Source organism: Comamonas sp. C24C, from assembly GCF_053345995.1.
The window spans coordinates 84,844-95,480 of record NZ_JBKFBC010000015.1 but is presented as its reverse complement, the minus strand read 5'-3'; the positions used below and the strand labels follow the sequence as shown (position 1 = coordinate 95,480).

Genomic DNA, 10,637 nt, shown 5'->3' with positions numbered 1-10,637 from the left:
TGCCACCAAGGCAGCGCGCGCCGACACCATCGCCACGGAAAAGGCCGCCTGGGAGAAGGAGCTCGACGGCTGGACCCACGAGCGCGACCCCTACAGCCTGGACATGATCGAAGAGGCCAAGGGCGAACGCACGCCAACCGGCGGCAGCTATCTGCATCCCCGCCAGGTGCTGCGAGAGCTCGAAAAAGCCATGCCGGCGCGCGTCATGGTGTCCACCGACATCGGCAACATCAATTCGGTGGCCAACAGCTATCTGCGCTTTGACGAGCCGCGCAGCTTCTTCGCTCCCATGAGCTTCGGCAACTGCGGCTATGCCCTGCCCACCATCATCGGCGCCAAGTGCGCAGCACCCGATCGCCCGGCCATCGCCTATGCAGGTGACGGTGCCTGGGGCATGAGCATGATGGAAATCATGACTGCCGTGCGCCACGACATCCCCGTGACCGCCGTGGTGTTCCACAACCGTCAGTGGGGCGCGGAAAAGAAGAACCAGGTGGACTTCTACAACCGCCGTTTCGTGGCGGGCGAGCTGGAGAGCGAAAGCTTCTCCGACATCGCCAAGGCCATGGGCGCCGAAGGCATCGTGGTGGACCATATCGAGGACGTGGGCCCGGCACTGCAAAAAGCTATCGACATGCAGATGAAGGAAGGCAAGACCTGCGTGATCGAGATCATGTGCACCCGCGAGCTCGGCGATCCCTTCCGACGCGACGCCTTGTCCAAGCCCGTGCGCATGCTGGACAAGTACAAAGACTTTGTCTGACGCCGTCTGACACCCCCTGAGGCGCTGCGCGCCTTCCCCCTCTCTACCCGCTGCGCGGGGGAGGGGGACGACACCCTCGGCGCGGGGCGGCGCGGCCGGCATAGGCCCTTCCTCGGTGTCCCTTGGTCGGGCCGCGCCGGTTTCATGCGCCTGGGTAAAGCGCAAGACCCTCGAAAGCCGACTCCCAGACCCCTGCGTTGCTCGCGCCGGGCCTTGTACTTCCCCGCAGGAGCTTTCATGACTCCCCCACTCTCACTTGCCGTGGTCGCCGACGATGCTCCCGCCACGCCGCGTCCCCATCTCCAGCAATTGATCGACCAGGCCCGGGCCCGCGGCCCGATTCCCGTGGCCGTGGCCTACCCCTGCGATGCAAGCTCTTTGCAGGCGGCCATGCAGGCGGCGGAAGCCGGCCTGATCAAGCCCCTGCTGGCAGGCCCGCGCCAGCGCATCGAGGCTGCGGCCCGCTCTGCCGGTCTGGATCTGTCTGCCGCCGAGATCCACGCCACAGCGGACGACTCCCGCATCGCTGCCGCCCAGGCCGCAGCGCTGTGCCGCGATGGCCAGGCCCGGGCTCTGATGAAGGGCAGCCTGCACAGCGACGATCTGCTGGGCGCGGCCGTGGCGCGCGAAGCCGGCCTGCGCGGCAGCCGCCGGGCCAGCCATGTATTCATCATGGACATCCCCGGCTACGACCGCCCGCTGCTGATGACCGACTGCGTGGTCAACATCTTCCCCAGTTTGATGGAAAAGCGCGATATCGCCCAGAACGCTGTCGATCTGGCGCAGGCCATCGGCATAGTCCAGCCGCGCGTGGCCCTGCTGTCGGCGGTGGAAACCGTCAACCCTGCCATTCCCGGCACCATCGATGCGGCAGCCCTGTGCAAGATGGCCGACCGCGGCCAGATCACGGGCGGCATCTTTGACGGCCCTCTGGCTTACGACAACGCCATCTCCCTGCATTCGGCGCACAACAAGGGCATCGTCTCCGATGTCGCAGGCCGTCCCGATGTGCTGCTGGCGCCCAACCTCGAAGCTGGAAACATGATCTACAAGCAGCTGGTCTACATGGCCAACGCCGAATGCGCCGGCCTGGTACTGGGCATGCGCGTGCCCATCGTGCTGACCAGCCGCTCCGATTCGGTGGCCAGCCGCATCGCCTCCTGCGCCCTGGCCGTTCTGGCCAGCGCAGGGATGCAGGCATAGAGCAAGACCAGGCCAAGGCCCTGCCGGACACCGCGGTGGCCGGGCCTTACTGTCAAACGCCTGTCTCCCGCAGACGCCAGAAACGAAAAAGCCTCAGAGTATTTCTACTCTGAGGCTTAACGTTTGGTGCGGCTGGCAGGAATCGAACCCACGACCCCTTGGTTCGTAGCCAAGTACTCTATCCAGCTGAGCTACAGCCGCATTGGCGGAGAGGGTGGGATTCGAACCCACGGTACGTTTGCACGTACGCCTGATTTCGAGTCAGGTACATTCGACCACTCTGCCACCTCTCCTGTGTCGAAGCATCTATTGTAGCCTAAAAATTCAGGCCTTCAGCAAAGTTTTGCCACCCATGTACGAAACCAGTGCTTCGGGCACGGTGATCGAGCCGTCGGCGTTCTGATAGTTCTCCAGCACGGCGACCAGCGTACGGCCCACGGCCAGGCCGGAACCGTTGAGCGTGTGCACCAGTTCGTTCTTGCCCTGGGCATTCTTGAAGCGGGCCTGCATGCGGCGCGCCTGGAAGGCTTCGCAGTTGGAGACCGAGCTGATTTCGCGGTAGGTGCCCTGTGCCGGCACCCAGACTTCCAGGTCGTAGGTCTTGGCAGCGCCAAAGCCCATGTCGCCCGTGCACAGGCTCATCACGCGGTACGGCAGACCCAGCTTCTGCAGCACGGCTTCGGCGTGACCGGTCATCTCTTCCAGCGCTTCATAGCTTTTTTCGGGATGCACGATCTGCACCATCTCGACCTTGTCGAACTGGTGCTGACGGATCAGACCGCGCGTGTCGCGACCGCCGGAGCCGGCTTCGGAACGGAAGCAGGGGCTGTGTGCAGTCAGCTTGATGGGCAGGCGGTCTTCGGCCAGCACTTCGTCGCGCACCAGATTCGTCAGCGGCACTTCGGCCGTGGGGATCAGGTACAGAGCCGCAGTGTCGGGCAGGGGCTCGGCATCCTGGCCGCCCTTCTGGGCCGCAAACAGATCGCCTTCGAACTTGGGCAGCTGGCCCGTGCCCTTGAGCGAATCGCTGTTGACGATGTAAGGCACATAGCATTCGGTGTAGCCATGCTCTTCGGTCTGCAGGTCCAGCATGAACTGGGCCAGCGCACGGTGCAGGCGCGCGATCTGGCCCTGCATCACGGTAAAGCGTGCACCGGAGAGCTTGACGCCGGCTTCGAAGTCCAGGCCGATGGGCGCGCCCAGATCGACATGATCCTTGATCTCGAAGTCGAAATTCCTCGGCGTGCCGAAGCGGCGCACTTCCACATTGCCTTCTTCGTCGGCGCCCACGGGCACGGACTCATGAGGCAGATTGGGCACGGCCACCAGCATGGCCTGCAGCTCGGTCTGGATCTGGTCCAGGCGCGTGGCCGATTGTTCCAGCTCGGTCTTCATGGCGGCCACTTCGGCCTTGGCGGCTTCGGCGGCGTCCTTTTCGCCCTTGCCCATCAACATGCCGATCTGCTTGGACAGCTGGTTGCGCTTGGACTGCAGCTCCTCCGTGCGCGTCTGGATGGACTTGCGTTCGGATTCCAGCGCCTTGAAGGCTTCCACGTTCAGGAAGGCTTGGGGGTTCTTGCGGGTTTGCAGTCGGGCGACGACTGAATCCAGGTCTTTGCGGAGAAGTTGAATGTCGAGCATAGAGGGGGATTTTAGAGCGACTGGCCGCACCCGGCCGATACGCGGGGGATGGCAGCAGTCAGCTATCAAAAGCAAAGCGCCTTGCGCAGGCTATTCATAGAATTTCAGCATAAATCTATCTGAAATTACCGAATACCATGCGCAAGGCGCTATGAAGTTTCAAGCAATCAGCTTGTCAGAACTCAATGTCCGGTCTCGGGCGCCTTGCGCACTGCGATCTCCAGGCCCGTGGCCGCATCGATCTTCAGACCCTTGGGCAGCGGGAACTTGATGGTTTCCTCGATGCCGTCCATCTTGCGCACGGCGACTGCGCCCAATTGCCGGATGCGTGCGATGACCTCGTCGACCAGCACTTCGGGCGCCGAGGCACCGGCCGTCAGCCCCACGCGGGCCGCATCGGCAAACCACTCCTGCTTGAGCTCGAGCGCGTTGTCCACCATATAGGCAGGCGTGCCCAGGCGATCGGCCAGCTCGCGCAGGCGATTGCTGTTGGAGCTGGTCGGGCTGCCGACGACGATGACCAGATCCACCTGGGGCGCCAGCACCTTCACGGCGTCCTGGCGGTTCTGCGTGGCATAGCAGATGTCCTGCTGCTTGGGCTCGCGCACCTGCGGAAAGCGCGCCTTGATGGCGGCCTTGATGCCTGCGGCGTCATCGACCGACAAAGTGGTCTGCGTCACCACGGCCAGCTTTTCGGTCTGGCGCGGCGCCACCTTGGCCACATCGCCCTCGTCCTCGACCAGGTGAATGCCTTCGGAGAGCTGGCCCATGGTGCCTTCGACCTCGGGATGGCCCTTGTGGCCGATCATGAGGAACTCATAGCCTTCCTTGGCCAGCTTGGCGACTTCCACATGCACCTTGGTGACCAGCGGGCAGGTCGCATCGAAGATGGCAAAGCCGCGGCGCTCGGCCTCCTGCTGCACGGCCTTGGAGACGCCATGGGCCGAGAAGATCAGAGTGGCGCCGGGCGGCACCTCGTCGAGCTCCTCGATGAAGATGGCGCCCTTGGCCTTGAGATCGTTGACCACAAAGGTGTTGTGCACGATCTCGTGGCGCACGTAGATGGGTGCGCCGAACTTGGCCAGTGCCCGCTCCACGATCTCGATGGCGCGATCCACCCCGGCGCAAAAGCCGCGCGGCTCGGCCAGCAGGACTTCCTTGGCTCCCACCACCTCAAAGTACCCCGATCAGCTTCACTTCAAACGTCACGGGCTGGCCGGCCAGCGGGTGGTTGAAGTCGAACAGCACGGCGCCGTCCTCGCGCACCTGCACCACGGCGCCTGCATAGCTGCCGCTGCCGTCGGGCGTGGGGAACTGCACCACATCGCCTGCGGTGTATTGCTCATGCGGGTCGCCGAGCTCGTTCATGAGCTTGCGGGCCACCCACTGCATCATGTCGGGGTTGCGCTCGCCAAAAGCCTCGCCGGCGGGCAGCTCGAAAGTCGTGTGTGTGCCCTCGGCCAGGCCGATCAGCTTGTCTTCCATGGCCGGCGACAGCTCGCCGGCCCCTAGCGAAAGCGTCGCCGGCTTTTCGTTGAAGGTATTGATCACATCGCCCGCAGGGCCCGCCAGGCGGTAATGCAGCGTGAGAAAAGAGCCTGCCTGCACGACGGGCAGATCCGAAGGGGTTGCGCTTGTGGTCATGAAAGTCCCGATAAACTGGGCTGCATTGTAAGAGCGAGCCTATAACCTCTTCGTGCCTGCGTTGAGATGGCCGGCCCGCCCTGGACTTTCCCGCCTTGCGTGAGCAAGCACTGACACCCATGCCCATCAAAGACCTGCCCCTGGATGCCCAGCCGCGCGAAAAGCTCGCGCAGCGGGGTGCGGCTGCGCTCTCGGATGCCGAGCTGCTGGCCGTCATTCTGCGCACCGGCATGGCCGGCAAGACGGTGCTGCAGATGGCACAGGAGTTGCTGGAGCTGCCCGCTGATCGCCAGGGAGCAGGCGGTCTGGCCGGACTGCTGGCTGCCGACTACCAGGCTTTGGCAACCGTCAAGGGCCTGGGCCCGGCCAAGCGCGCCGAGCTGATGGCCGTGCTGGAGCTGGCCCGCCGTGCCACGGCGCAGCAGCTGCGCGAGCGGGAAGTCTTTTCCTCCCCTGAAGCCGTCAAGCACTATCTGCAGCTGCATCTGGCAGCCAGGCCGCACGAGGTGTTTGCCGTGCTGTTTCTGGACAGTCAGAACCGCTTGCTGGCTCTTGAAGAAATGTTTCGCGGTACCTTGACGCAAACCTCCGTCTACCCTCGTGAAGTCGTACTGCGCGCCCTGCACCATCAGGCCGGCGCGGTGATCCTCGCGCACAACCACCCCAGCGGCAGCGTGCAGCCCAGCAGCGCCGACTGCGCGCTGACTGCCACGCTCAAGGCCGCCCTGGCCTTGATCGATGTGCGCGTGCTCGACCACATCATCGTCGGACCGGGCGCTGCCTGTTCCATGGCCGAGGAGGGTCTGCTATGAGCCACGGACACCGCTCGCTGCAGGATCTGGCCGGCATCTCCCGCCATCTCAAGCAGCTGCGCGAACAGGCCGAAGCCCTGGCCCTCGTCCAGGCCGAAGCGCGTGCAGCGCGCGAACGCGAACGCAATCTGTTTGCGCTCAGCGTCGGCAAGGTCACGCCGCTGCGCTCGCGCAACGAAGTCAGCTTTCTGGAGCCGGCGCCCTCGCCGCTGCCGCTGCAGATGGTGCTGGACGAACAGAATGTGCTGCGCGAAGCCATGAGCGACGAGTTCGATGTCAGCACCCTGCTGGACGTGGACGATCAGCTGAGCTTTCGCCGCCCCGGTATCGGTCTCGACGTGACGCGCAAGCTGCGTGGCGGCCACTGGAGCATTCAGCGCCAGCTGGACCTGCACGGCCTGCGCTCGGACGAAGCCCGCGAGGCGCTGGGCCAGTTCATCCGCCTCTCACACCGCACGGGCGTGCGCTGCGTGCGCATCGTGCACGGCAAGGGCCTGGGCTCGCCGGGCCGCACCCCCGTGCTCAAGGGCAAGGTGCAGCGCTGGCTGGTCCAGAAAAAAGAGGTTCTGGCCTTTGTCCAGGCCCGCCCGGCCGAAGGAGGCGCGGGCGCGCTGGTGGTGCTGCTGCAGCCGGGCAAGCGCAAGCTGTTCTGAGCCCATTTGCCTCCAATTTGATAGCTACTCGCGCTTATCTACATCGGGACTGAGCCCAAAAGGCTTATCTTGCCTGCGGCACGGTGTTGAGCGGCAAGGGCAGCGGCCGCATATCGCGGCCGTAAATGCGGCGTATGCGCTCGGGCACCGTGGGGTGGGATTCCAGCCAGTCTTCGAGGCGGCTGGCATGGGGTGTCTCGGCCAGCAGCATGTGCTGCACGATGCGCTTGTCCAACCCCTGGTGGCTGCGCGTGTCCTGCTCCCAGCTGCCGTACTGCTCCTCGGCCAGCTCACGCTGCGTGAGCACCTTGCGCAGCACGCCGCCCAGGCCGTCCTGGCTGCGCGTCCACTGCACGGCACGCGCATCGGCCAGATACTCGCGCTGGCGCGATACGGCGGCCTTGAGCAACTGGCCGCCGAGCCAGCCGACAAAGCCCGCTGCCTGGATGAAGAGGCCGAACCATTGCGTAAGGATGCTGTCGCGCTCGCGCAGACTCTGGCCGAAGTTGTGAATCAGCTCCAGCCCGTAGACCATGCCGGCCAGCTGCATGTTCAGCCGCGTGTCGCCCTCGCGCAGATGGGACAGCTCATGCGCCACCAGGCCCTGCATTTCCTCACGGCTGAGCTGGTCCAGCGCCCCCTGGGTCACGGCGATGACGGCGTCCTGCGCATCCCAGCCCGCCGCAAAGGCATTGATGGCCTCGGTCCGCGCCAGCACCGCGACCTGGGGCGCAGGCCAGTGCGCCGCGATGCACATTTCATGGACGATATTGCACAACTGCTGCTCGGCCAGCGAGCTGCCGGGTCTGGCCTCGCGCGCTCCCACGCGCTGTGCCAGTTTGCGCCCGCCGTGGCGCAGCTGGTCCAGCTCTATCCAGCAGCCGCCCAGCACCAGCAGCAAGGTCACGCCGATATTCACCGCCGCAAAGCCCGTGGGATAGTCCCAGCCGCCGAATGCCAGAGTGCCCAGCCACCAGGCCAGCATCAGGCCCACATGCACCGATGCCACCACGGCCAGCACGCACAGGCCGAACACCAGCAGCAACCAGCGCGTGCTGCGCCTGGCTTCGCGCTGTCGCTCCCAGAAACGCATGCGCTCAGAACCTGACCTGAGGGACGGCGCGCTCCTGCTCGCTCTGGGTCGAAGCCAGCATGTCCAGATGCACAAAACCCACCAGCCGCGCCACGATCAGGTCCGGGAACTGCCCTGCCTGGTTGTTGAAGTCCAGCACCTCGTCGTTGTAGGACTGACGTGCAAAGCCGATGCGGTTCTCGGTGCTGGTGATCTCTTCGCTGAGCTGCTGCATGCGGGCATCGGCCTTGAGCGTGGGATAGGCCTCGGCCAGCGCCATCAGACGGCCCATCTGGCCGCCCAGCACCTGCTCCGCCGCCATGAGCGCCCCCATGACTTGCGCCTTGCCCGGCGACTGGCGCGCCTTGTCGGCAGCGCTGACGGCCTCGCCGCGCGCGCGGATCACTGCCTCCAGCGTCTGGGCCTCGTGCTGCATATAGCCGCGGGCGACTTCCACCAGATTGGGAATCAGGTCATGGCGGCGCTTGAGCTGCACATCGATCTGCGCAAACGCGTTCTCCACCTGGTTCTTGTGCGTGCGCAAGCGGTTGTAGAGGGCAATTGCCCAGATCACGATCACCACCACCACTGCCAGCGCGATATATGCCGTCATACCCTCTCCCCTATCCCTGAAAAATTTCTCGCATCATAGCCAGTCCCAGAAAAAAGCCGCCGTGGCTTTTGCAGCCACGGCGGCAGTTGTTGCGGTAACGCAGCCTACTTGGACAGATCGAGCTGATATTTGCTCATGCCCTTGCCCAGGCCGTCATCCGCGGCCAGCACGGACACTCCCGTCAGGCCCGCAGCCTGGGCCACGCTCAAGGCATTGCTGCCGGAGCTGAACACCACCGGGCCGGCCGTCGTCACCTTGGTAAAGCGCCAGCTCTTGGCAGCGCCATTGGCGGCTCGGGTGATCTGCGGATTCTGGCGCACATACCCAATCACCACGTCGCGGTTCGCGTCGGGCGATGCCCAGATGGCTGACGAGCCGTCGAGCTTGGGGATGAAGCTGGCACCGCTGGTGGCACGGTAGTTGTTGGTGGCGATCACGAACTCCTGCGCCGTATCCATGGGCTTGCCCAGATAGCTCAGGTTCTTGATGCGGCTGCCCAAAGGCTGGGTGACATCGATCTCGTACTGCACATCGGCCGTGGTGAACATGTCGAAGTTGTAGCCCGGGAAGCTGCTGATCAAGGGCTGCTCGGTCGTCTTGTTCACATCGATCTGGTTGAAGCGCTTGGCGGCAGCCTCCAGCCAGCTCTTGATGTCGGCGCCGTTGACCTTCACTGCGTACACGGTGTTGGGGTAGAGATACAGGTCAGCCGCGTTGTAGATGGCGAGCGAGCCGGCAGCCACATCGGTGAAGTCCTTGCCGCCCTGGAAGCCGGACTTGAACGGCGCACTCACCGACAGCACGGGCAGGCTGGCGTACTGGGGCAGATTGGCCTTGATGTAGCTGGCCACATAGGCCTGCTGGGCCTGGTTGACGATCTGGATCGCACCGGGATCGCCCACATCGGCAAACAGCGTGCTCATGCGGAAGTCCGTGCTGCCGATGGGCGTCTTCACATAGCTGATGGCCGCCTGATGCTGTGCCTCGATCAGCGGCGCGACGGCCGGATCGGCATCCACAAACACAGTGGCACCTGCGACATCCTTGTTCTGGATGTTGCGCAGCTCGCTCTTGCTGCCGGTCTTGGCCACGCTCCACTTCCTGCCGTCCCATTGCAGCGGCAGTTGGATCACACCCAGCGCCTTACCCCAGGAGCTGGCCATGACCGCAGGCACGCCGTTGATGGTGCCGGCCTGGTTGTCCACGCCGCTCTGGCTGTAGGCGGGCTTGGCCGACAGATCGGGGAACACGCTGTGCTGATGGCCCATGACCATGGCGTCGATGCCCGCCACCTTGGACAGATACAGGCCGGGGTTCTCCATGGTGGCCGAGTAGGCCGAGCCGTCCAGACCGCCATGCAGCAGCGCCACCACCACATCGGCGCCCTTGGCACGCAACTCCGGCACGTACTTGCTCGCCGCCTCCACCGCGCCCTCGGTGTAGACCTTGCCTTCGAGATAGCGCTTGTCCCAGTTCATGATGCCCGGCGTGGTGAAGCCGATCACGCCAATCTTGATGGGCAGCTTGACTTCCTTGCCGTCGCTGCCCTTGGCCACCATGGTGCGCTCCAGCACGGCATAGGGCTGAACCAGCGGCTTCCTGGTCTTGCTGCTGTAGACATTGGCCAGCACGGCCGGATAGCCGTTGCCCGCGCATTTCTGGCTGGCGTCCACGCCGTCCACATCCAGACCGCCACCCAGCACCTGGTTGAGAAAGGGCAGACCGTAATTGAATTCGTGATTGCCCAGCGTGCCGGCGTCAAAGTTCAGCGCGCCCATGGCCTTGTACATGGACAGCTGCTGCGTGCAGGCGATGGGCTTGATCTCGGCCTCGTAGTCGGCCAGGGCCGTACCCTGGATGGTGTCGCCGTTGTCCACCAGCAGCGTGTTGGCAAATTCCTTGCGGGCCGCACGGATCAGCGTGGCCGTGCGCTCGAAGCCATAGGTCTTGTCTTCGGCCAGCTTGAAATAGTCATAGCTGCGCACATTGAAGTGCAGGTCCGTGGTCTCCAGAACGGCCAGCGTCGCCGTGGCAGGCTGTGCGGTAACAGGCGTTGTGCTGCTGTCGTCGCTGCCGCCGCAGGCGGCCAGCAAGGCGGCACAGCCCGCGGCCGTCAGCACATGGCGGCGTTGCTGCAATGCCGAGAAGAAACCGCCCGAGCGCAGCTTTGCGCCAGGCAAATCGAAATCCTGCATGGTTGACCCTGCTTGTTGAAAAACAGGCAGTGTCGGCAGGG

At 64.4% G+C, this 10,637-nt stretch carries 10 protein-coding genes and 2 tRNA genes; 4 read left to right on the top strand and 8 right to left on the bottom strand.

Annotated elements, in window-relative coordinates; genetic code table 11:
• Positions 1-763: thiamine pyrophosphate-dependent enzyme (locus ACLBXN_RS22695; RefSeq protein ID WP_447613648.1), on the top strand; the 763-nt coding region annotated here is incomplete at its 5' end.
• A gap of 237 nt (positions 764-1,000) precedes the next feature.
• Entirely contained in the window at positions 1,001-1,966 is a 966-nt protein-coding gene (locus ACLBXN_RS22690) for a bifunctional enoyl-CoA hydratase/phosphate acetyltransferase (protein WP_447613647.1), read from the top strand.
• A gap of 124 nt (positions 1,967-2,090) precedes the next feature.
• Here ACLBXN_RS22690 and ACLBXN_RS22685 read toward each other — a convergent pair.
• From ACLBXN_RS22685 to ACLBXN_RS22665, 5 genes are all read right to left on the bottom strand, one after another.
• Positions 2,091-2,167: transfer RNA gene (locus ACLBXN_RS22685), tRNA-Arg, on the bottom strand.
• A 2-nt stretch (positions 2,168-2,169) separates the two neighbouring features.
• Positions 2,170-2,259 (bottom strand) — tRNA-Ser (locus ACLBXN_RS22680).
• A gap of 31 nt (positions 2,260-2,290) precedes the next feature.
• A complete protein-coding gene (gene serS / locus ACLBXN_RS22675; protein WP_211456827.1) occupies positions 2,291-3,607 on the bottom strand; it encodes a serine--tRNA ligase in 1,317 nt (438 codons plus the stop codon).
• A 182-nt stretch (positions 3,608-3,789) separates the two neighbouring features.
• Positions 3,790-4,779: a 4-hydroxy-3-methylbut-2-enyl diphosphate reductase gene (ispH, locus tag ACLBXN_RS22670; RefSeq protein ID WP_043006119.1), complete on the bottom strand. Its 990-nt coding sequence runs from the start codon at positions 4,777-4,779 to the stop codon at positions 3,790-3,792.
• Between the two features lies 1 nt (position 4,780).
• Positions 4,781-5,251: an FKBP-type peptidyl-prolyl cis-trans isomerase gene (locus ACLBXN_RS22665; RefSeq protein WP_003052041.1), complete on the bottom strand. Its 471-nt coding sequence runs from the start codon at positions 5,249-5,251 to the stop codon at positions 4,781-4,783.
• Positions 5,252-5,370: 119 nt separating this feature from the next.
• On the opposite strand from ACLBXN_RS22665, the gene radC reads away from it, so the two are divergent.
• The gene (gene radC, locus ACLBXN_RS22660; protein WP_447613646.1) at positions 5,371-6,063 is read left to right on the top strand and encodes a RadC family protein; all 693 of its coding nucleotides are present in this window, start codon (positions 5,371-5,373) and stop codon (positions 6,061-6,063) included.
• Entirely contained in the window at positions 6,060-6,716 is a 657-nt protein-coding gene (locus ACLBXN_RS22655; RefSeq protein ID WP_447613645.1) for a Smr/MutS family protein, read from the top strand. Before radC ends, ACLBXN_RS22655 begins: the two co-directional genes overlap by 4 nt.
• A gap of 64 nt (positions 6,717-6,780) precedes the next feature.
• On the opposite strand, the gene ACLBXN_RS22650 is transcribed toward ACLBXN_RS22655, so the two are convergent.
• The 3 genes from ACLBXN_RS22650 to ACLBXN_RS22640 all read right to left on the bottom strand — a co-directional run bounded on the left by ACLBXN_RS22650 (position 6,781) and on the right by ACLBXN_RS22640 (position 10,596).
• Positions 6,781-7,809, bottom strand: a complete 1,029-nt coding sequence (locus ACLBXN_RS22650; RefSeq protein ID WP_447613644.1) for a M48 family metalloprotease — start codon at positions 7,807-7,809, stop codon at positions 6,781-6,783.
• 4 nt (positions 7,810-7,813) lie between these two features.
• Entirely contained in the window at positions 7,814-8,401 is a 588-nt protein-coding gene (locus ACLBXN_RS22645) for a LemA family protein (protein ID WP_003052034.1), read from the bottom strand.
• Between the two features lie 104 nt (positions 8,402-8,505).
• Positions 8,506-10,596: a bifunctional 2',3'-cyclic-nucleotide 2'-phosphodiesterase/3'-nucleotidase gene (locus tag ACLBXN_RS22640; RefSeq protein ID WP_447613643.1), complete on the bottom strand. Its 2,091-nt coding sequence runs from the start codon at positions 10,594-10,596 to the stop codon at positions 8,506-8,508.
• Positions 10,597-10,637: the final 41 nt, after the last annotated feature.

What these genes read in the sequence shown, in the direction of transcription:
- ACLBXN_RS22665 (WP_003052041.1), bottom strand. Translation starts at nt 5,251, where the DNA reads ATGACCACAAGCGCAACCCCTTCGGATCTGCCCGTCGTGCAGGCAGGC.
- ACLBXN_RS22645 (WP_003052034.1), bottom strand. Translation starts at nt 8,401, where the DNA reads ATGACGGCATATATCGCGCTGGCAGTGGTGGTGGTGATCGTGATCTGG.
- ACLBXN_RS22690 (WP_447613647.1), top strand. Translation starts at nt 1,001, where the DNA reads ATGACTCCCCCACTCTCACTTGCCGTGGTCGCCGACGATGCTCCCGCC.
- ACLBXN_RS22650 (WP_447613644.1), bottom strand. Translation starts at nt 7,809, where the DNA reads ATGCGTTTCTGGGAGCGACAGCGCGAAGCCAGGCGCAGCACGCGCTGG.
- ACLBXN_RS22640 (WP_447613643.1), bottom strand. Translation starts at nt 10,596, where the DNA reads ATGCAGGATTTCGATTTGCCTGGCGCAAAGCTGCGCTCGGGCGGTTTC.
- serS (WP_211456827.1), bottom strand. Translation starts at nt 3,607, where the DNA reads ATGCTCGACATTCAACTTCTCCGCAAAGACCTGGATTCAGTCGTCGCC.
- radC (WP_447613646.1), top strand. Translation starts at nt 5,371, where the DNA reads ATGCCCATCAAAGACCTGCCCCTGGATGCCCAGCCGCGCGAAAAGCTC.
- ACLBXN_RS22655 (WP_447613645.1), top strand. Translation starts at nt 6,060, where the DNA reads ATGAGCCACGGACACCGCTCGCTGCAGGATCTGGCCGGCATCTCCCGC.